Raw genomic sequence first — 21,892 nt, forward strand, 5'->3', positions numbered from 1 at the left:
CATGAGAAGGTCCGGGAGATGACGATAATTTTCAGCGTATCCGGCAGGAGGTTAACAAACTTGTCGGCATCGATATTGAATCTTTGTATTCAGCATGGATGGATTTCTTTTTTTTGCTTAACCCTGCCAGACTCCCAAAGTCTGCCTCCGTACTTAACACGCAGTAATTAACTAAACAGAAAGAATTATGGATGACTTAACCCTGCGTTACTACGACGCTGAAATGCGCTATTTACTGGAAGCCGGTGAAGAATTTGCCCGGGCTCACCCCGAGCAGGCGGCCATCTTTATAACTGGCAGGAAGATGAGCTGAACGCGCAGCGTCTGGAATCTATTTAGCGGGTCGAACATCATCGCCTGCAGCGTTTTGAGCAAGGCTATCTGCTGCGAGGCGTGGAGCCACCCTGAAAAACCGCTCGGTAATGGGCAATAACGCCGCTAGTGTCAATAGGCTGGTGCGGATGCGTCTGGCTACTACTAATCGGGAGGAAGTGCAGGGTTGGTTACCGCACGGGGAGATTCACCCGGATTTATTAGCCTTGCTACATGTATACCTCGGCTTATCGTCTCGCTGTCCGGCTGCAATTGTGTGTGGGCACCGCCTGCTTCCAGGCGCAACCATGAGCAGCCAGCCTTGCAGAGGGGCAGTGCAGCTGGATCGAACGGCCGTAATGCGACCGCTGGATTCGATAAATACTTCGGTGCACTCAAAAATCTTAACCATTAATCTGGGTTGCTATGAGCGGGCTCAGGGGCATATTCACCGTAGAGAAATTGACGAAGATGGCAATTATCGCTGGTAAAATAACCATATTTATTCTGATGTCGGGCGCTAAAATACTTTTGGCCGCATGTGGGCTAACTCAAAAAACCTTCGACGGTAATGTTGCGGTGACCAAATCTTATAAATCGATAAAAATGCTATATCTCGATGTTTATGCCCGTAAGGTCGTGAATAACAAACAGTGCGGGCGGCGTAGCACTGTCTACGGTGATAAGGGTTTATCAGCTTAAAGGCCGCAAGGTTTTGATAGTACAGATTACCCGCCACTGTTTAAGGCTGATTGCCGGGCGATCCAGACCGTTCTGGTCGCGGAAAAGATATCCACCTTCCCGTCCTGGCGCTGTGATAGCGATGAATATACCGCTGGAAGAGAGTGCGCGGTATGCGGCGGTTGCTGGAATATTTATGTCACCGGATCAGTTGCACACTACCTGGCGAATTGTGTTGGAGCGGGGCGATCTGGGTCCGGATAAAGCGCGAGTAACCGACGCGGGTGAAAACCGGCTAACGCTGCAGAAATTAAAAGAAGATTGATACTCATACCTGTCACGGTGCGATATCGTCTTAAGTTTGGCAGTCAGCAGCCCGGTAAAACACTCCGTCTTCCCGCAACCGAGCCGGATACAGGCAATGTATTCCCGCTTGCGGTGCCAGTATCGTAGTTCTTCGCACGCTGACCGTATAGCCGGGCAAAGCGTGGGTTTTAAGATTAACGAGCCAGCAAGCCGCCATGCAACCAACAAAACGTGTGATTTTTGATTATCCGCTGTGATGTTATGGGCATGGCGTAATACCATTACCTGCTTCATTTTTATCGGCTCCGGTAAGCGTGTCTCAACGGGGCGCCAGGCGTAAGTACAGTAACAAAAGATTCAGTTCGTTATCACAACCTCGCCGGGAAGGCGAGATAGATTGCGGTGTTACCTGACCGTTTTACAGGATAATTATGTCTACACTCAGCGCGCTTTTTTCTGCCTGCGGCGCACAGCCGCAGATGCTTCTCGACAACGCCCGCCAGCAGGCGGCGCTTTGGGATAAATGGCTTGCTCCCGTGCGCGACGATGCGCCGGAAGGGGAGGATATTAGCTATGACGACGATTTTCAGGCTATTCGTGATGAAGTTAATAAGCTGTCCGGCGTAGACGTAGAGAGCGTGGCCGGGTTAAGCGAAAAGCTGTTGATTCATAGCAGTAAAGATTTACGCGTGGCGGCATTCTGGTGCTGGTCGCGCTTGCAGCAGGAAGGGGAATCCGGCCTGGCTCAGGGCCTGACCCTGATTGCCGCGCTACTAAGCGCATTTCCAACCACGCTGCATCCACAGCGCGCCCGCCCGCGCAAGGCCGCGCTGGAGTGGCTGGCAAGCGGGCGCATGCTCGATACGCTTACCCGCTGGCCGGAAGTTACCCGGCATGATTTTGAGCTTATCGTTGGCGCTCTTGCGCTCATGGCGCAGATAACGGATAGCTGGCCGGAAAACGAGCAGCCTGCTCTTGGCGCGCTGTACAGCGCGCTAGAAAACCGCATGGCCCAGTCGGGTGGCCCACAGGCGGTCGTGCCGCAAACGAATCGTAGTGAAGACCCGCCTGCGCTCAGTCGTGAGGTTCCGGTGAGCGGTACGGGTAGCGTCAGTTCCGGACGTGAGCTGATGGAGCAGGCGCGTTTGCTGGCGGGGTATCTGCGTAACCAGCAGGAGGGTTGGCTTGCCGGGAACCATCTAATGAAGAGCGTGCGCTGGGATACCCTTTATCAATTACCGCCTCTGGATGCCGCCGGTCGCACGCGGCTGATGCCGCCGAAACCAGAATATCGGGCTCAGCTTAAGCGTCTGTTTCTCCAGCAAAGCTGGCTGGAGCTTATTGAGCAGGCTGACCGTATGTTCGCGGAAGGCGTCAATCACCTGTGGCTTGACCTGCAGTGGTATCTCCATCAGGCGCTCGGGAAGGCCGGAGCGCCATACGCACTGTGGGCCGATATTATTCTGTATGACTTAAAAGGGCTGCTTTCACGTCTGAAGGGGCTGGAAGGGCTGGCATACAGCGACGGCACGGCGTTTGCTGATGAAGTGACGCTTAATTGGATCAATCAGCGCGTACTGGATAGCGCTGAAGGCTGGGGTAATGAGGCTGAAACCCCGACGATAGCGGCGCAGGACGATATTCTGTTGCTGGAACCGGAAGCGCTGACGCTGGCGGATAAAGAGGGAGTAGATGCCGCTCTGGGATGGCTACAAACGCGACAGGGTGCGGAAACTCCGCGCAATCGCTGGCTGCTGCGGCTGCTGATGGCGAGAATTGCCGAGCAATATGGTAAACACGATTTGGCCATGCATTTACTGGCCGAGCTGGACGGTGCCGGTGTGGAAATGAGCCTGACACAGTGGGAGCCGGATTTACTGTTTGAGGTGAAAGCCAGAGCCCTGCGGCTAATTCGCATCAAGGCAGGGCGCAGTGAAAGCGATAAGCAGCGCTTACAGCCGCAAATGGAGGCGCTACTTGCAGGGTTAATCCGTCTCGATCCGGCCCGCGCTGCGGTACTGTGTGGCTAATTGCCGCCTGACACACTGCGGCAGGTCGGGATTAGTTCCGCTGCGCTGCCGGTGATTCGCGTCATTGAAGGCCATTGTGAAGAATGCCCGGCCAGTGCGACAAGTCAGGCCACCGCAGGCCACGAAATTGCGGCGCTGCGAAGCGTGAAGTTTCACTCCCTCGTCGGAATATACGGCGCGGAAAACGCGGCTACCGCGTGTAAAAAAAAGTAGCAATGTGTCATTTATTGCGCTTTTTACCAGGTGCGCGCTGGCGCAGTCGATAAAATGACAATATAGATACGTGTTTTTACCGGGCATCTCTCAACATAACGATGCGTATTATTAAACACTGAGTGAGCGGCTCTCACCGGAGCTGCGTAAATAAGAGGCTGCACAGGTATGTCACAACCCTCGCTATATGAAATGCTCACGGGTCATTTTGCCGGTGGGCTGGAAATCAATCAGGTTAGTGAAGAGAATCAGGTGATATTATCCGTACTGGATAATATGCAGCGTATTTTAAACACCCGAGCGGGATCGTTGGCGCACCTACCGGATTACGGGCTACCTGATATGACGCGCATCCTGCAGGGGATGCCGGGCACCGCGCATTTATTACTGCGCACCCTGTCAGAGGTTTTATTAAAGTATGAGCCGCGTCTGCGCCGCATTGACGTTGTGTTGCTGGAGCAAACCATGCCGGGTGAACTGCGCTACGCCATTGATGCAGAGCTAAAAGATGTAGGGCTGGTGCGCTATGGCACCGCGTTCATGCCGGAAGGCCGGGTATTAATTCGCCACCTAAAACAGCAGCAGTTTATTGAACGCAGGGCGGCATATTAATACGTGTTGACTGACATAATACTGAACAATAAACGAAAGCGGTTTCGATAAGTCGGTTTAGCGGCTGACAGGTGCCTGACAGCGGCAGTGCATAAAAACGCTGGCAGAACGCTGTTAGCCGTTTCAGTTAGCTGGCCTTTCCGGTGACAGAAACTGCCGTCACGCTCATGCTGTTGTTGTCTTTGTTGCTGACTCACCGCTGCCGCAGTGTGTATGACGAAATGCCGGGAATAAGTATCAAATGACCGCTAATGCGCAAAGCATGCTTTCACGCTGGGGCTGGCGGCAGAAATAGCGGGGCATTCTGGCGTGCATAAATCGGCGACAAATTAGCCTACTTATTTGTTTATTAAGGAAGAGTTAGTCACGTGGAGCGGGTATGAATGCTGCTATGATGACAAAAGAAACGTTATATTCCACAAGTCCGTTGCTGCGGTTGAGTAACCGGCGGCGGGAATGTTGACTACCGTGTTATGTTTTATTGTGACTCTGGAACCCATGCATGAAAAATACGCTAACTATTAGCGCCGGCGGTGACCCTCGAACGCTGCCGGATTATGCGGCACTGCGCGATGAGCTAAGCAAATTAACGCATCCTGCGCGCCCGGATGTTGATTGGTTGAATGTTGAAACTCGCTGTATGGCGCTGTTTGAACAAAATGGTATGGAGTTGCAAACTGCCGGATGGTATACCCTGGCGCGTGCCCATACCGCAGGGCTTAAGGGGATGAATGAAGGGTTGGCGATTGTCGAAGCGCTGGCAACCTATCAATGGTCGACGCTTTGGCCCTCCAGCACGCATTCACGCGTGGAAATATTGAGTGGTTTATTTCAGCGCCTGCAAAAAGTTTTCCGAACGCTATCCCTGACGCAGCGTGACGATTTATCCGCGCTCTATCAGGCGGAAAAAACGCTGTCGGCATTTATTGATACCTTATCCCGGCTTGAGCTGAAGCAGGCGGTACAGTGTGAAGGTTTGTTCCGCCAAATACAGCTTGCCATCACGCGCCTTGAAAATCTGCCTTTGATGGAAACGCACGGTGCGGCGGTAGTGCTGCCACCGGAAGCGGTAGTCGCTTCGCCGTCTGGCCAGGATACGCCAGCTGCTCAGCAGCCTGAGCCAGTCGTAAGCGCCCGGCCGCATTCTGTCGGTGAAGGAGGGGGAGCGGAGCCACGGGTTTATGTTATCCAGCGCGAGTCGGCTGCGCCGCCCGCACCGCCGAAATCTCTATTCTTAAAGCCGTTCTTAACCGGCGTTTTTTTAACGCTGCTGGCAGGCGGGGGTATGCTGTGGGGCTGGCACTATTTTCATCGTCAGCCTGCGGATACCAGCGCGCTGGCGGCTTCAGTAAGGCCGCTGCCCGGCCCGCTTTCCCCACGTCAACTGGCGACCCTGCGTGCTTCAGGCACCGTCTCGCGCCAGGCGGATGCCTGGATTGCCTCTACTGCCGCGCAGCTTGACTGGCTGGCAACGCTGTCACCCGACTGGCGCTATGATTATGCCCGACGTTTAATCAGGCAGGCTCAACAGCTATGGCCGGAAAATGTTCGCGCCGCCGCGTTACCCGCGCGCTGGCAGCAGGCAACCGAGCTGTCGGAGATGACGCAGGATGAACTCAACGGCTGGCATAATGGAATGGAGCAGCTCCAGTCGCTATCGGACAAATTAAACGGGCTGGACGAACGGCGCGGGAAATATCTGACGGTCAGCGAACTCAAATCCATTGTGTACGATATGCGTTCTGATTTTGGTCATAATATTCCGGTCGAAGAGCAGCTACGGCTCCTTATTAGCGCGGATAACGCAGTGCCCACCGCATTAAGGATAAAACAGATTGAAACCCGGCTTAATGCGCTTGCGGCACGCCTGGCACAGGAAAAAATTAAGGGGCGCACGCCCGTACATACCCGCGCAGTGGGCTACAAAGCCAATAGCCAATAAATACGCATTCTGGATTTACTGAAGACAGAGGAGCGGCGGTAACGCCGCTCCTCTTTTTTTGGCTATTGGAAAACTCTTAGCCGAACAAGGTCGGTAGTAAAGCTCTCAGCCTGAGAGCGCCTATACGAATTTTTGATTTACGGATAACGGATAATGATTTCCTGGCCGTGAGAGATATCGCTTTCATCCTGCTAAACCGTACAGACTGTACCTTTGTGGAACGGGATGCGAGTTTTTAGAGAGATTGTTTTCTGAATTGCCACCTAATGTAATGGCGCCTCATTCAGAAACCCGCGCGCAAATAGATATTGTCGGCGGGGGGCGTCTGTGAAGCGGGATATCCCGCAGGCAGTAGATTTATAGCGCATAAAGAAGTGTTATTCAGAAAATGAAGATCCTCACACATAAGCGTTAACCGGGAACAGATGCGGCGAAATAGCAAGAACCGCTGAATAGTCACCGTACGGCGGGAGCAGGGCGCGAAACGGGAGCAATATTAGCGTAGTTTCTGGCGTAACAGGTAATAGGCTGCATTAACAGAATTATTAAAGCGTTAACTTCTTCCTTCGCGCGTTATTTAATAAAAATCGCTTGCCCAAAGGTATTTGCCGATTAGCCAGGAATTAGCGAGTAAAATACTTCGCCGGTGAGTATTATAGCTTTATATCAGATAGCTTGGTTTATTTTAGCGACAAGTGATGCCGGGTAATAACTCCGCACTTTATTGCCGACGGTCTGATATAGCATTTATCTTCGCCCGCTATTTTCTACAGAGATGCAAGCGCGTAATAAAATGTATTCTGCAGTATTAATTTATTTTTAACAAATTAGGGGATATAGAAAATTCATTTAATAATAACCAGATATGCGCCACTGTTATTCATTAACGTTTAATTAATAGCCGCCATAGCGCTGCTAACTCGGCTAAACGGCAGTCTGGCGTTGGGATAGATCCTATTTTATTGTAGCCTGTTCGGTGCTATCTGCAGCGGGCATTCCCGCCGAAGATCAAATGATTATAGAGCTGATGTGCCGTAATTTACGGTAATTTGTGATTATTCGGACGCGCGTTTTTTGCGGTATTTTTCCGGGAGCGGTGGCACGGGGCGGCGATCGTCAATCAAATGCTGCAGCGTCAGAATAGGATGCCGCCAAAGCATACGCGGCCCTGCCCAGCGCATAATCACTTTCATTTCTTCACGCCGGGCGGGCTGATAGCAGTGAATCGGGCACTGCTTACAGGCCGGTTTTTCTTCACCAAACGCGCAGCGATCGAGGCGGTTAACCGCATAGCCATACAAAGTTTCGTAATGTGCGGCGTCTTCTTTCGCTGCGGGAGAGTATTTTGCAAACAGCGCTATCATATGATGGATGGTTTTTTGCTCTCTAAGTCTGCGCTTGCCAGCCATAATTAACTCATTTTAAAAGTGCATTTTGTATACTCATTATAAGATAAAACCGAAATTTGGACAACGGGAGAAGCGCTGTCCAAATATTCTGCGTCTACAAACAGGGTTGAAGATTATTTACCGCTATCTCTTTGTTGGCAGGGAATATTTATCGTAATGACAAAAGCTGTGAATTGTTACAAAATCGAATATTTAACTGCTTTTTTGGTTTTTTTAGTGGTTTTCTGCTGCTGCTTGGCGTGGCGAGTGGTAAAAAAATTTGCAACCCTGCGTTAGTCCCGGCATGATAAATGCGCAGGAATAATAAGGAGTTATTATGCAGGAAATTATATCCTTTTTAAGGAAATATGGCATTGAATTAAATCACACCACGTCGTTAATCCTTGTTCTGGGGATTATTTTAGTAACTGCTATTGTTGTGCACATTATTTTGCATAGCATCGTGCTGCGTATTTTTGAGCGGCGAGCGCATGCCAGCTCTAAAATCTGGCTTAAGATAATTACGCAAAACAAATTATTTCATCGCCTGGCATTTACCCTACAGGGAATTATTGTCAGCATTCAGTCTGCAATTTGGTTACGACATACTGAGGCCGGAGATATTCTCTCGCTGTGTGCGCACTTATGGATAATGCTGTATGCGCTGCTATCGTTTTTCTCGCTGCTGGACGTGGTGCTCGACCTGTCCCGCAGAACTTCCGCGATATCGCGTTTACCGCTGAGAGGGATCCTTCAGGGGGTTAAACTGCTCGCCGCCGTCATTGTCGGCATCCTGATGGTATCGCTGCTGATTGGTAAATCGCCGGCCATTTTGATTAGCGGCCTGGGCGCAATGGCCGCGGTACTGATGTTAGTATTTAAAGATCCCATTATGGGGCTGGTGGCCGGTATCCAGCTTTCAGCGAACAACATGCTGAAGATGGGTGACTGGCTGGAGATGTCAAAATACGGCGCAGACGGTAGCGTTATTGATATCGGCCTGACGACGGTAAAAGTGCAAAACTGGGATAATACGATTACCACTATCCCGACTTATGCGCTGGTGTCCGACGCGTTCATTAACTGGAGCGGGATGTCGGAGTCCGGCGGGCGCCGTATTAAGCGCAGTATCAATATTGATACCAGCAGCGTGCATTTTCTGTCAGAAGAAGATAAGGCGCGCCTGGAAAAAAGTAATCTGCTCAAGCCTTATCTGGAAGAAAAGGGCGAGGAGCTACAGACATGGAACAGCGAAAATACCGGTGAAAACGGTTCTTCTCTCGACGCTCGCCGAATGACCAATCTGGGTACGTTCCGCGCTTATCTGACGCGCTATCTGACCGAAAACCCGAGCATTCGCAAAGATATGACGCTGATGGTGCGCCAAATGGCACCGGTAGCAGACGGCGTTCCGCTAGAGGTCTATGCATTTACCAATACTGTAGCGTGGCTTGAATACGAGGCGATTCAGTCGGATATCTTCGATCACGTGTTTGCCATTGTGAGTGAGTTCGGGCTGCGTGTACATCAGACCCCTGGCAGCAATGATGTTCGTGCTATCGGCGAGTTAATGCGCCCGCAGCAGGTAAATTAACGTTAACTTTACGGGCCGCTTTTGCGGCCCGCATCATCTCCTCTTCTGTACTTATTCTCTCCACTGGCGCCTCTTTGCGTCATCCAATAATAAACGCTTTTTATCGGAAATTACGGCTGCGATTGCGCCGCAGACTCAGGCGCTGCGTGCGGCCCGCGGCCGAGCCGAGCCTAAAACCGGGCCGGCTGGTTTAGCGACAAATCCTTACTATCAGCCGCAAGCGCACAGAAAATCGCAGAGCGATGGTCTCGTTGGGGCGCTATCGTCCACCGAGTGCTAAATTTGCGAGCCCGCACAGAGGCGGCGGTGCTATTTTCTGCCACACTCTTGGCCCACTACAGTGCGAGTAAAAGGAAAACGGATGAAACAGACATTACTGGCTATATTGCTGAGTGCGATGCTTCCCGTGGCGGCCAGCGCCGCAGACGATGTACCGGAAGGCTATCAATTACAGCAGGTGCTTTTAATGAGCCGGCACAATTTACGTGCGCTGCTGGCAACCAACGGCAGCGTACTGGAGCAGGCAACCCCGCGTAAGTGGCCTGCATGGGAAGTGCCCGGAGGCGAGCTAACCACCAAGGGCGGCGTACTGGAAGTGTATATGGGGCGCTATTTACGCGAATGGCTGGCACAGCAGAAGTTAGTGCCGCAGGAGAGTTGCCCTGCGCAGCAAAGCGTATATGCCTATGCAAACAGCCTGCAGCGCACGGTGGCCACGGCGCAATTTTTTATCACCGGTGCCTTTCCGGGCTGCGATATCAGCGTGCATCACCAGGCCGCGATGGGAACGATGGATCCAGTATTTCATCCGGCCATCACCAATGCGGACAGCGCGTTTAGTCCAGCTGCCGTAAAAGCGATGGAAAACCAGCGCAGCCGCTATTCTCTGAAAGAAAGCTTCAAATTACTGGAGCAAATTGCTGATTATCGCAGTTCCCCGGAATGTAAAGAGAAACAGCGCTGCGATCTTAATCAGGAAAAAGATGCCTTCAAAGCGCCGCTGCACGATGAACCCGGCGTCAGCGGACCACTGAAAATCGGCAACTCGCTGGTGGACGCCTTCACGCTACAATATTATGAGGGCTTCCCTGAAGAGCAGGTTGCCTGGGGAGAAATCAAGAGTGATAAGCAGTGGCGCTTATTATCAGAGCTGAAAAACAGCTACCAGGATACGTTATTTACCTCCCCGGCGGTGGCGCGTAATGTGGCCGCCCCGCTGGTGAAATATATGACCAGCGCGCTGGTGGATAAGGCAACTTCATCCCCAGCCGTCACGCTGCTCGTAGGGCATGATTCAAATATCGCCTCACTGCTCACGGCGCTTAACTTCAAGCCTTACCGGCTGCCCGGGCAATATGAGCGTACTCCCATCGGGGGCAAGGTTATGTTTGAACGCTGGCATGACACGCGCAGTAACCGGGACCTAATGAAAATTGAGTACGTTTACCAAAGCACTGAGCAGCTACGCCAGGCGCAGCCGCTGTCGCTGAATAGCCCGCCGCAGCGCGTGACGCTTGAACTGGCGGATTGTCCGGTTGACGGTGACGGCTTTTGCCCGATGGATAAATTTAACGAGGTGATGCGCGAGGCCGCACGCTAATATAGCTTTGTAAGCGCTGCGTTGAGGTTGCTGCCTCGCAAAAGCGAGGCAGCAACGAATTATACGTTCTTTCTTTCGATAGTCTGCTCTCCCCAAAAAAGCGTATCTTTGTCCGTTTTAGAAAACGCGAGGGGCAGGATTTCATCGTTGCCTTCTTCCCAAATCAATTCCGCCTTTTTCTCGTCATAGTCGGCAAGCTCGAATATCGCTTCGGCGATTTCCGGCGAGGTGTTACGCAGCGTGGCCCATTCACGAACGCGGTGGGCTTTCTCAGGCTGTACGGCCATAGTGATACTCCTTTTTAATAGATGAAAAGATGCAGGATCTCTGCGCGGCGCTCCCGGTGGACTAGCCCTGTAATTTAACGGCGATGCCTGCCACATACTCTCCCTGATAGTGGGCGATAGTGAGCTCCTCTGTGCTCGGCTGGCGTGCACCATCGCCACCGGCTATCGTCGTTGCGCCGTAGGGCGTGCCGCCGCGAACTTGCGAAATATCAAACAGTTCCGGGATAGCGTAGCCGATGGGCACAATTATCATGCCGTGGTGCGCGAGCGTGGTCCACGTGGAGGAAATAGTATGTTCCTGCCCACCGCCGGTGCCGGTCGAGCTGAATACGCTGCCGATTTTGCCGTGCAGCGCGCCGGCGGCCCATAATCCGCCGGTCTGATCGAGAAAAGTGCGCATTTGTCCGGCCATATTGCCAAAGCGCGTGGGCGTGCCAAATAGAATAGCGTCATACTCCGCCAGTTCCTGAGGCGTGGCCTCTGGCGTGGTCTGCGCTTTACCGCCCGCCCTGGTAAATACATCAGGCGGCATCGTTTCCGGGACCCGCTTAAGGGTGACTTCTGCGCCGTTCACTTTTTCCGCGCCTTCAACAACCGCATGTGCCAGCGTTTCGATATGTCCGTACATGGAGTAATACAACACCAGAATTTTCGCCATACGACTTCTTCTCCTTATTTATCATTCAGGATAAAAACGCTCTGTCTTTAAAGATATGACGTGTCAGGGAGAGTGCAAATCCAGATAGCGTTTCCATGACGTATCGCAAGGTTGTCACTGGACTGACCCCGTGACAGTAGACAAATTCTGTCCTCACGACGAGGCCTGTTCAAAGGCCTCCGGACTGACGCCGCTGAGATGGCTGTGGCGTCGGACCCGGTTGTAGAACACTTCAATGTAATCGAAGATATCCGCCCGGGCCAGAGCCCGGGTTTTGTATATTCTCTTCCTGATACGCTCTTTTTTCAGTGAACTGAAGAACGATTCCGCTACTGCATTATCCCAGCAGTTGCCACGCCGGCTCATACTGGGCGCCAGATTATTGGCCCGGCAGAAGCGCCGCCAGTCCTCGCTGCCGTACTGGCTGCCCTGATCGCTATGTACTATTACCTCTCTGTCCGGTTTTCGACGCCATACTGCCATCATCAGCGCATCCAGCGCCAGTTCACGTGACAGCGTCGGTTTCATCGACCAGCCCACCACGTTACGGGCGAAGAGATCAATGACCACCGCCAGATACAGCCAGCCCTGCCAGGTGCGGATATAGGTAATATCGGTCACCCAGACCTGATTAGCCCGGACAACGGTAAACTGCCGCTGCACGCGATTAGGCGCAACCACTGAAGGCCTGCCGGCGATACGACGTGGCGCTTTATAGCCGCGCACCGCTTTGATCCGGTTCAGTTGCATAATACGGCTCACCCGGTTTTTACCGCAGGTTTCCCCGATTTCATTCAGATCGCCATGAACCCGGCGATAGCCATATACGCCACCGCTGAGGGAATACGAATCACGGATAAGCGCCAGCAGACGCTGGTTATCTTTATCGCGGGCGGAAACTGGATTATGCAGCCACGCATAGAACCCGGCCCGGGCGACATTCAGTACCCGACACATTGTCATGACACCCCATACGGAGCGGTGTTCATTGATAAAGCGGTACTTCAGTCGGGCTCCCTTGCAAAGTACCGCGCGGCCTTTTTCAGGATGTCCCGCTCTTCTTCGGTGCGCTTCAGCTGAGACCGAAGCTTGAGGATCTCGCTTTTGGCTTCCAGTAAATCACGCGCATGCTGCTCGCTGTTATCGGGTTTGATGGCCCGCAGCCATTTGTAAAGACTATGCGCAGAGACACCCAGTCGGTCGGAAACTTCTGCGACGGAATAACCGCGTTCCGTAATTTGACGGACGGCTTCTTCCTTAAATTCAGGGGTAAATCGTGGTGTGCCCATACGGTCCTCCTATGCTCAAACTATACATCAGGATCGTCTACCGGGGTGGGGTCAGTCCACACTGGCTCAGGATTTGTACATTTCGGTAGGTGCAACAAGTCAGCGGAATAGCGCCAGACAACCCGGCTAACGTTGCCTGGCGCCTGGCGTAAACGCCAGAACTGAGCAGCGGATAATGCAGACGCAGCGGGGTTTCTTATTCCAGAGCCCGGGCGAGCCCTTAGAGCGCAGCCAAAAGCGCGGCGTGCTTTCTGCCGTCACGCAGAGAAAACTTAAAGGCGCCTCCATCTATACGGTGATATCAACGCGCTTTAGGTTCCGTTTGATACCGCCGCTTCCCGGTATAGAGGTTTGCTTATCGCGATGATAAGCGCTGTATTGCTCTATCACGCCCCGGCGTGGGGATTTTGCAAAAGGGGAACCGTGCCGCGCAGTCCAGCCGCGGCGGCGGTCCGTCAGGTATCAGCCGTTTATACTACACTGCGCCGCAAATAACGAAATAAGGACGGCCAGGGCCTTGCGTATCTGCAATCTGTGACGTCGCTCTCCGACAACTCCCTGTAAATAGCCGGCTGCGCGGTATCGTTCTTGGGGGCGAATATCGCTTTTGTTATGCTGTTTAAAATAGGAGGAGGACAGATGGCAGACCAGGGCGAAGCTTCGGGGCGCCGCACGCGCGCCGTGGCGGCGAAAAAAAAGGCGATTATGCGCGCCGGGCTGGCGTTGTTTTCACGCGCAGGACTGCACGGGGTTACGCTGGATCAAATAGCGGAGCGGGCGCAGGTATCAAAAACGAACCTGCTATATTATTTTCCGTCGAAAGAAGCGCTCTATGTCGCGGTATTGCGGGATATCCTTGATATTTGGCTGGCACCGCTAAAAGCGTTTCGCGAAAATCTACGCCCCCGTGAAGCGATTGGCGATTATATTCGGCTAAAGATGACGGTCTCGCGCGATTTCCCGGAGGCGTCGCGCCTGTTCTGCCTTGAGATACTTCAGGGGGCGCCGCTGTTGAAAGCGGAGCTCGCCGGTAGCCTGAAGGCGCTGATAGAAGAGAAGTCAGCGATTATCCGCGGTTGGGTACAGGGCGGCGAATTAGCGGCCTGCGAACCGTACCATTTAATTTTTATGATTTGGGCCACCACGCAGCATTACGCGGATTTTGCGACCCAAATCGAAGCGGTAACCGGCCAGACTTTGCAAAATGCGGTTTTTTTTCAGCAGGCGGTGGACAATGTGCAACGCATGCTGATGGACGGACTCATCCCGCGCTAGTTTCCCGATGGCGGCAGCGGGCAGCTTAAATCGCCTTCATCACACTGGGAGAGCGAGGTGAGAAATGCATTGCGATCGCGCGTTTTATCCGCCAGACACTGGTTCCATGCCAAAGACTGCGCGCTACCACCCTCGGCTCCAGAACTGACGAATTTGCAATCGGCATCGCGCACCTGCAGCCACGCGCGCTGAGCGACGGTTAACAGCTCGCGCTGTTTCTCGCTGGCGCGAGTCAGCATCTGCTGGTAAGTGGCGTTCAATTGGCCGTCGGCCTTTTGGTATTCCTGAGCCGCGCAGGCATTCATTTCCTGCTGGGTTTGAGGGTCTACACAGTCTGCGGCGAACGCGGACTGGCCGATCAATAGTGCGGCGAAAGTTAAACAAAAATATTTCATGGAAATCCCCTGACAAAAAAGGCTCCCGCTGCGGGAGCCTTCCACTGTAACGGAGCCTTAGCCAATTGTCATCAGGCTGGCGTTACCGCCGGCGGCTGCGGTGTTTATGCTCAGGGAACGTTCGATGTACAAACGCTCCAGCAGCAGGTTGGTATCTCCGTGCGCGAAGCTTTGCACCGAAACGATGGCGCCCTCGCGCGCGGCGATACGCTCACACACATCGAGCAGCCTGTCGGAATCGCCGTGATATATGACGGCGTCAAATTGCTGTGCGTACAGATTCCCAGGTTTCGCCATCGCGATGTGCCTGACTACTTCAGGCGGTAATTGCTGCAGCAGCGTTTTGTGCAGGGCGTCTTCCGGCCAGAGCGCCTGGCAGCCGGTTGCCGTTACGGCAGCGAGCTGAATCAGCGCGTCGTCTTCACTATCCGCAAGACACAGCGCCCGCTCCCGGGGCAGCAGCGACCAGACATTCCGTTCACCGGTAGGGCCGGGTAGCGTATACAGGGTACCGCTTTGCGCGAGTTCGGCATACCGCTGGCAGGCGGCGTACAGCGCCGGACGGCCGTTGGCCCACTGCGTCAGAGCGCGGTGCGGTGCCTGAATAGCCGTTTTCTGCTCTCCCCCGATAGCCGGTTCGGCGCGCTGATGGGCCAGCGTAGCGCTGACCGCCGCTTCAGGGCGATAGCTTAGCAGGCGGTAGAGATAAAGCGGGCCACCGGCTTTAGGGCCGGTGCCGGAAAGCCCCTCGCCGCCGAACGGCTGGACGCCGACTACGGCACCAACAATATTGCGATTTACATAAATATTGCCCACGTGCGCCTGCGCGGTCACCTGTGAGATGGTTTCGTCAATCCGGGTATGTACGCCGAGGGTTAATCCATATCCGGCAAGGTTAATTTCTTTGATTAGCGCATCCAGCGCGTGACGTTGATAGCGCACAACGTGCAGCACCGGCCCAAATATTTCTTTTTTCAGATCGCTAACGCCGTCAAGCTCAATGAGCGTTGGTGCCACGAAAGTACCCTGTTTATTAAGCGCTGCGGACGTACTATCTCCAAAGCAGGCCTGGAACACCGGGCGCCCCTGGCTGCGCATTTCCTGAATGTGCTGGGTAATCACCGTCTGTGCTTCGGCATCGATAACCGGGCCAATATCCGTGGTTAAGCGATCGGGGTTACCCATTCGACACTCAGCCATTGCCCCTTTAAGCATTTTTAGCGTGTGGTCGGCGATATCTTCCTGTAGGCAAAGGATACGCAGCGCGGAGCAGCGCTGGCCTGCACTGTCGAAAGCGGAGGCAACAACATCCATCACCACCTGCTCAGTGAGCGCCGAGGAGTCGACAATCATGGCATTTAATCCGCCGGTTTCAGCGATAAGCGGAATAGGGCGGCCCTGAGCGTCGAGGCGGCCGGCGATGTGGCGCTGAATCAGTCTGGCTACCTCCGTTGAGCCGGTAAACATTACCCCTTTAACGCGCTCGTCGCCGGTGAGTTGGGCTCCAATAGTTTCGCCGCGGCCGGGCAGTAACTGAATCACCTGCGCCGGTATCCCGGCCTCTCGCAGGATGGCAACGGCCTGCGCGGCGATAAGCGGGGTTTGTTCCGCCGGTTTTGCCAGCACGGTGTTGCCTGCGGCCAGCGCCGCGGCTATCTGCCCGGTAAAAATGGCCAATGGAAAATTCCACGGGCTGATACACACCACCGGGCCGAGCGGACGGTGGGTTTCGTTATTGAAATCACGCTGCGCCTGAAGCGCGTAGTAGCGGAGAAAATCAACCGCTTCTCTGACCTCGGCAATGGCGTTAGAGAACGTTTTCCCCGCCTCGCGGATCAGAATTCCCGTCAGTGTTTGAAGCTGACTTTCCATTAACATGGCGGCGCGCGCTAACAGCGCCGCGCGTTCCTGAGCCGGGGTGGCGAACCAGATAGCCGCGCCGCTGACGGCGCTCTCCAGCGCACGGTCAATGTCTTCGGCGCGCGCTTCCTGAACATAGCCGACAATATCGCCGGCGTCTGCCGGGTTGATAACCGGCAGCATATCGCCGGCCGCTACCGGCTGTTCGAGCATGGGCAGCGCCTGCCACCGACGACTGGCACTGTGCAATAATGTGGCGGAAAGGGAGGCCAGACGCTGCTCGTTGGCCAGATCCAGCCCGCAGGCGTTAGGGCGATCGGGGCCGTAAAGCGCGGCAGGAAGCGGGATTTTTGGATGGGGCAGGCCAAGCTGGCCTTCACGCGCGCCCAGCTTTTCCACGGCAGCCATCGGATCGGCCACCAGCTCATCCAGCGGCAGCGTAGTATCGGCGATGCGGTTAACAAATGAAGTGTTGGCTCCGTTTTCCAGCAGGCGGCGCACCAAATAAGCCAGCAGCGTTTCATGCGTGCCTACCGGCGCGTAAATGCGGCAGGGGCGATTGAGTTTACCTTCCGTGCTGCTGCCGACCACGTGCTCGTATAGCGGTTCCCCCATGCCGTGCAGGCACTGGAACTCATACTGGCCGGGATAATAGTTTTGCCCGGCCATATGATAAATCGCCGCCAGCGAATGCGCGTTATGGGTGGCGAACTGTGGATAAATCAGGTTTGGCACCGCCAGTAGTTTTTTCGCGCAGGCGAGATAAGAGACGTCGGTATAAACTTTACGGGTATAAACGGGATACCCCTCCAGGCCTTCTACCTGCGCGCGTTTGATTTCGCTATCCCAATAGGCGCCTTTCACCAGACGGATCATCAGGCGACGGCGGCTTCGCGTGGCAAGATCAATCAGATAATCGATGACGAACGGACAGCGTTTCATGTAGGCCTGAATGACAAAACCTATTCCGTTCCATCCCGCCAGCTCGGGTTCGAAGCACAGCTTTTCCAGTAGATCGAGGGATAATTCCAGTCTGTCGGCTTCTTCGGCGTCAATATTAATCCCGATATCGTACTGGCGGGCCAGCAGCGTCAGCGATTTCAGGCGCGGATACAGCTCGTCCATTACTCTGTCATATTGGGCCCGGCTGTAGCGTGGATGCAGCGCCGAAAGTTTAATTGAGATGCCCGGCCCTTCATAAATGCCGCGACCGTTCGAGGCTTTACCAATGGCGTGGATAGCCTGCTGGTAAGACACCAGATAGGCCTGCGCGTCTTCGGCGGTGAGCGCGGCCTCGCCCAGCATATCGTAAGAGTAACGAAATCCTTTTTCTTCGCGTTTACGCGCGTTGGCCAGCGCTTCGGCAATAGTTTCGCCGGTAACAAACTGCTCGCCCATCAGGCGCATTGCCATATCCACGCCTTTGCGAATAAGGGGTTCGCCGCGTTTACCAATAATGCGATTGAGGGCATGGGACAGATTGGCCTCATTATGGGTAGAAACCAGCCGCCCGGTAAACAGCAGCCCCCAGGTGGCGGCGTTGACAAACAGGGAAGGGCTGCGGCCTATATGCGCCTGCCAGTCGCCGTGGCTTATCTTGTCGCGGATTAGCGCATCGCGCGTGGCCTTATCGGGAATACGCAGCAGGGCTTCCGCCAGGCACATGAGGGCGATGCCTTCCTGTGAGGAGAGGGAGAACTCCTGAAGTAGCCCCTGTACCATCCCCGCTCGCCCGGAGGCGCTTTTCTGATGGCGTAACTTATCGGCAAGCTGCCAGGCCAGCGTATGAACGCGTTCATAAACGCCGTCTGCCATGCGCGCCTGCTCCAGAATGAGCGGAACGGCGTCGGTTTCCGGGCGTCGCCACGCCGCGGTAATAGCGGCACGGGCGACCGATTGCGGCAGGATTTGTTCCGCGAATTCCATAAAAGGTTGTGGCATTTCATCGGGTTGCGTGACAGACTCATCGGCCTCGTTCGCAGCACCGGCGAATAGCGCGGGCAGTTCTGGCAAGGTTTCGTTATCTTCCAGACGCTCCAGATAATTGAATATCGCCTGTTTGATAAGCCAGTGCGGCGTGCGGTCGATGCGCGTTGCGGCAGATTTAATGCGTTCGCGGGTGGCTTCGTCCAGTTTAACCCCCATGGTCGTAGTTCCCATTCCATTAGCTCCTGTTTGGGTGAATACGTTATGACTGGACTATCTGATATGTTGCAACTTTGTGCAACCTTGTTAATTGTGATGCGACTGGCAACTCTGAAAATTGGTCATGCAAATGAAGTGCATCAGACACTACCAGTGCATAGATATTGAGGTGTTTTGTTCTATTGCATTGAAAATAATAACTATTATTTCATGCTGTTATTTTAAAACGTGAGCCAGTGCAACCTGTAGTGAAATAGTGATTGGCAAACCGGTGCGTGATGTGAAATATATGTTAATTGAAATGTAAATATGAAATTAGTTTTGATTAAAATAGCGTCATAAAATAATTAACCTTCCCTCGTCTCGTTTTATGAGGGGCTACCGGGTGGAACCTGCCCGGCACAATAACATGGAGAGGCTACATGACCATTAGCACCCCTTTGCTGGTGACCTTCCTGGTCTACATCCTGGGCATGATATTAATTGGTTTTATCGCCTGGCGATCCACGAAAAATTTTGACGATTATATTCTCGGCGGGCGCAGCTTGGGCAGCTTTGTGACCGCGCTTTCCGCCGGTGCGTCAGATATGAGCGGCTGGCTATTGATGGGGTTGCCGGGGGCGATTTTTCTTTCCGGGATCTCCGAAAGTTGGATAGCCATTGGCCTGTCGCTGGGAGCTTATATTAACTGGAAGCTGGTGGCCGGGCGCCTGCGAGTACATACAGAAGTGAATAACAACGCGTTGACGCTGCCTGACTACTTCAGCGCGCGCTTTGAAGATAACAGTCGGATGCTGCGGATAATCTCGGCGTTAGTCATTCTGTTATTTTTCACCATTTATTGCGCGTCGGGCGTGGTGGCCGGCGCGCGCCTGTTTGAAAGTACCTTTGGAATGAGCTATGAAACGGCGCTTTGGGCCGGGGCGGCGGCAACGATTATCTATACCTTTATCGGCGGCTTTCTGGCGGTAAGCTGGACGGATACCGTACAGGCGAGCCTGATGATTTTCGCGCTAATTTTAACCCCGGTAATGGTGATTATCGCCGTGGGCGGCTTCGGCGATTCGCTGGAGGTTATCCGCCAGAAAAGCGTAGAGAACCTCGATATGCTCAAAGGGTTAAATTTTGTCGCCATCATCTCGCTAATGGGCTGGGGGCTTGGGTATTTTGGGCAACCGCATATTCTGGCGCGCTTTATGGCCGCAGACTCACATCACACTATCGTTAATGCGCGAAGGATAAGCATGACCTGGATGGTGCTGTGCCTGGCCGGTGCGGTTGCCGTAGGGTTCTTTGGCATCGCCTGGTTTACCGATCATCCGGCACAGGCGGGTGCGGTAACACAAAATAGCGAGCGCGTTTTTATTGAACTGACGCAGTTATTATTCAATCCGTGGATAGCCGGCGTATTACTGTCGGCGATACTGGCTGCGGTGATGTCTACGCTGAGCTGCCAGCTTCTCGTGTGCTCCAGTGCGATAACGGAAGATCTGTATAAAGCTTTCTTACGTAAAAACGCCGGCCAGAGAGAACTGGTGTGGGTGGGGCGCGCTATGGTACTGGTCGTTGCTTTAGTATCGATAGCGCTGGCCGCTAACCCGGAAAACCGCGTACTGGGGCTGGTTAGCTATGCGTGGGCGGGCTTTGGCGCCGCATTTGGTCCGGTAGTGTTGTTTTCCGTGATATGGCCGCGTATGACGCGCAGCGGCGCGCTGGCAGGCATGCTGATTGGCGCGGTGACGGTGATTGTCTGGAAACACTTCTCCTGGTTTGATCTGTACGAAATCATTCCGGGCTTTATTTTTGCGAGCATCGGTATTGTTTGCTTCAGCCTGCTGGGTAAGGCGCCTTCTCCTGAGATGCGCGCGCGATTCACGCAGGCGAATGACCACTATCTTTCTCCGGCACCGGAAAAAGGGCTGGCAAAGTAAGGCTGTTCCAGGCGCCGGGCCGCCAGTATGTTGGGCACCGGCGCGGGGAAGAACATCAAATAGCGGTTTCTGGTTCTTACTTTTGGGAAAACGGGGCAATTTATTCATCCGTTTTACGCGCACGGATTTACCCACAGCAGCGAATAAATCCGTGGTTGGGTAAGCGGTGAGGTAAATGTTGATTTCTTGATATAATTAAGGCAGCAGTGTGAGCGTCCGACAATCGATGTGGTTGTCACTCAGAGGGGGCATAGATGGTGTTTTCCTGGCGTTTATTGTGCAGTCAGCCCTTGCGGGGCTTTACTTCTGGCCCGGCTGGCTTTGCCGTCCATTTCATAGTCTCAATACTTCACTCTCATTTTATTCCCTATCCTCTACTCAGGCGCGTAACGCCGCTGTTCTCATTCAGCAATACTAACGATGGCTTATTAAGGGAGCCGACTTACCCGTGAGTGCATACATTCGCACCGGTTTATCCGGCGCGGGTAGCAAAAACTAACTGGTCAAGGTACTCGCTATGGGAAGACAAAAAGCAGTTGTCAAAGCGCGTCGTGAAGCGAAACGTTTATTAAGACGTGATTCGCGCAGCCATAAACAGTGGGAAGAAGAGTCGGTTACGTCTTTGGTTCATATGGGCGGTGTGGAAGCTATCGGCATGGCGCGGGATAATCGCGATAGCACGCCCGTGCAGGCCATGAATCCGGCGCAGGCGGATTATCTGCGGGCGATAGAAACCAAAAAGCTTATCTTCGCTACCGGTGAAGCCGGCTGTGGCAAGACCTTCATCAGCGCGGCGAAAGCCGCAGAAGCGCTGATCCATAAAGAGGTTGAGCGGATTATCGTGACGCGCCCGGTACTGCAGGCGGATGAAGATCTCGGTTTTCTGCCGGGGGATATTGCAGAGAAGTTCGCGCCCTATTTTCGCCCGGTTTATGATGTGCTGGTTCGTCGGCTCGGGGCGTCTTTTATGCAGTATTGCCTGCGCCCGGAGATTGGTAAGGTCGAAATTGCTCCGTTTGCTTATATGCGAGGGCGGACTTTCGAAAATGCGGTGGTGATACTGGACGAGGCGCAAAATGTTACTTCGGCGCAAATGAAAATGTTCCTGACGCGGCTGGGGGAAAATGTGACCGTAATTGTGAATGGCGATATAACCCAGTGCGATCTTCCCGCGGGCGTAGCATCAGGATTAAGCGATGCGCTGAGGCGGTTTAATGAGGATGCGATGATAGGTATTGTCCAATTTGGGCGAGAGGATTGTGTACGTTCAGCGCTGTGCCAGCGCACGCTTGAAGCCTATAATGAGTGACGCTCTGCGGTACCATCAGAGAAGACCCGGTGCGCCGGGCTTCTCGCTGTAACCCGGCGCAGTAC

The 21,892-nt window shown here is 53.8% G+C and carries 15 protein-coding genes and 3 pseudogenes; 12 read left to right on the forward strand and 6 right to left on the reverse strand.

The features are described from left to right. Positions 1-187: 187 nt before the first annotated feature. From SFA31_RS13385 to SFA31_RS13415, 7 genes and pseudogenes are all read left to right on the forward strand, one after another. Positions 188-286, forward strand: a pseudogene (locus tag SFA31_RS13385) (type VI secretion system baseplate subunit TssF); the annotation flags it as partial. Continuing rightward, positions 286-399: pseudogene (locus SFA31_RS13390) on the forward strand (hypothetical protein); the annotation flags it as partial. The pseudogenes SFA31_RS13385 and SFA31_RS13390, both read left to right, overlap by 1 nt. Before the next feature lie 23 nt (positions 400-422). Continuing rightward, entirely contained in the window at positions 423-803 is a 381-nt protein-coding gene (locus SFA31_RS13395) for a hypothetical protein (protein WP_322838424.1), read from the forward strand. Then, a pseudogene (gene tssJ / locus SFA31_RS13400) lies at positions 784-1,318 on the forward strand (type VI secretion system lipoprotein TssJ). Before SFA31_RS13395 ends, tssJ begins: the two are co-directional and overlap by 20 nt. Positions 1,319-1,730: 412 nt before the next feature. Further along, on the forward strand, positions 1,731-3,329 hold the full coding sequence (gene tssA, locus SFA31_RS13405; RefSeq protein ID WP_322838425.1) for a type VI secretion system protein TssA: 1,599 nt from the start codon (positions 1,731-1,733) through the stop codon (positions 3,327-3,329). A gap of 381 nt (positions 3,330-3,710) precedes the next feature. Then, positions 3,711-4,154, forward strand: a complete 444-nt coding sequence (gene tssE, locus SFA31_RS13410; protein WP_322838426.1) for a type VI secretion system baseplate subunit TssE — start codon at positions 3,711-3,713, stop codon at positions 4,152-4,154. Between the two features lie 502 nt (positions 4,155-4,656). Continuing rightward, on the forward strand, positions 4,657-6,096 hold the full coding sequence (locus SFA31_RS13415; protein ID WP_322838427.1) for a VasL domain-containing protein: 1,440 nt from the start codon (positions 4,657-4,659) through the stop codon (positions 6,094-6,096). Between the two features lie 1,055 nt (positions 6,097-7,151). Here SFA31_RS13415 and SFA31_RS13420 read toward each other — a convergent pair. After that, on the reverse strand, positions 7,152-7,505 hold the full coding sequence (locus tag SFA31_RS13420) for a nitrous oxide-stimulated promoter family protein (protein WP_322838428.1): 354 nt from the start codon (positions 7,503-7,505) through the stop codon (positions 7,152-7,154). 316 nt (positions 7,506-7,821) lie between these two features. Here SFA31_RS13420 and SFA31_RS13425 point away from each other — a divergent pair, with 316 nt between their 5' ends. Both SFA31_RS13425 and agp read left to right on the forward strand, forming a co-directional pair. Beyond that, on the forward strand, positions 7,822-9,078 hold the full coding sequence (locus SFA31_RS13425) for a mechanosensitive ion channel family protein (RefSeq protein ID WP_322838429.1): 1,257 nt from the start codon (positions 7,822-7,824) through the stop codon (positions 9,076-9,078). Between the two features lie 361 nt (positions 9,079-9,439). Beyond that, complete coding sequence (gene agp, locus SFA31_RS13430) at positions 9,440-10,678, forward strand: bifunctional glucose-1-phosphatase/inositol phosphatase (RefSeq protein WP_322838430.1); 1,239 nt, start codon at positions 9,440-9,442, stop codon at positions 10,676-10,678. Positions 10,679-10,737: 59 nt separating this feature from the next. On the opposite strand, the gene SFA31_RS13435 is transcribed toward agp, so the two are convergent. The 3 genes from SFA31_RS13435 to SFA31_RS13445 form a co-directional block, all read right to left on the reverse strand. Then, positions 10,738-10,965 carry a YccJ family protein gene (locus SFA31_RS13435; RefSeq protein ID WP_322838431.1) on the reverse strand — a complete coding sequence of 76 codons (228 nt, stop codon included), beginning with the start codon at positions 10,963-10,965 and terminating at the stop codon, positions 10,738-10,740. A 61-nt stretch (positions 10,966-11,026) separates the two neighbouring features. After that, a complete protein-coding gene (gene wrbA / locus SFA31_RS13440) occupies positions 11,027-11,623 on the reverse strand; it encodes an NAD(P)H:quinone oxidoreductase (protein ID WP_322838432.1) in 597 nt (198 codons plus the stop codon). A 153-nt stretch (positions 11,624-11,776) separates the two neighbouring features. After that, positions 11,777-12,912 (reverse strand): IS3 family transposase gene (locus SFA31_RS13445; RefSeq protein ID WP_322836662.1). Its coding sequence is split into 2 segments (ribosomal slippage): positions 11,777-12,666 and positions 12,666-12,912, totalling 1,137 coding nucleotides; the frame shifts between segments, so codons are not numbered across the junction. Positions 12,913-13,551: 639 nt separating this feature from the next. On the opposite strand from SFA31_RS13445, the gene rutR reads away from it, so the two are divergent. Further along, positions 13,552-14,187 carry an HTH-type transcriptional regulator RutR gene (gene rutR / locus SFA31_RS13450; RefSeq protein WP_322838433.1) on the forward strand — a complete coding sequence of 212 codons (636 nt, stop codon included), beginning with the start codon at positions 13,552-13,554 and terminating at the stop codon, positions 14,185-14,187. On the opposite strand, the gene SFA31_RS13455 is transcribed toward rutR, so the two are convergent. Continuing rightward, positions 14,184-14,582: a lysozyme inhibitor LprI family protein gene (locus SFA31_RS13455; protein ID WP_322838434.1), complete on the reverse strand. Its 399-nt coding sequence runs from the start codon at positions 14,580-14,582 to the stop codon at positions 14,184-14,186. The two genes, rutR and SFA31_RS13455, sit on opposite strands and share 4 nt — an antisense overlap. Before the next feature lie 57 nt (positions 14,583-14,639). After that, positions 14,640-18,602, reverse strand: coding sequence for a trifunctional transcriptional regulator/proline dehydrogenase/L-glutamate gamma-semialdehyde dehydrogenase (gene putA / locus SFA31_RS13460; protein WP_322838435.1), 3,963 nt, complete (start codon positions 18,600-18,602; stop codon positions 14,640-14,642). 407 nt (positions 18,603-19,009) lie between these two features. Between putA and putP the strand changes: the two genes are divergently transcribed. Further along, positions 19,010-20,518 carry a sodium/proline symporter PutP gene (putP, locus tag SFA31_RS13465; protein WP_322838436.1) on the forward strand — a complete coding sequence of 503 codons (1,509 nt, stop codon included), beginning with the start codon at positions 19,010-19,012 and terminating at the stop codon, positions 20,516-20,518. A 517-nt stretch (positions 20,519-21,035) separates the two neighbouring features. Then, positions 21,036-21,827, forward strand: a complete 792-nt coding sequence (gene phoH, locus SFA31_RS13470) for a phosphate starvation-inducible protein PhoH (protein ID WP_322838437.1) — start codon at positions 21,036-21,038, stop codon at positions 21,825-21,827. The last annotated feature ends 65 nt before the right edge of the window (positions 21,828-21,892 follow it).

The sequence above is a fragment of the Erwinia sp. HR93 genome (assembly GCF_034555055.1).
Classification (GTDB): Bacteria; Pseudomonadota; Gammaproteobacteria; order Enterobacterales; family Enterobacteriaceae; genus Apirhabdus; species Apirhabdus apintestini.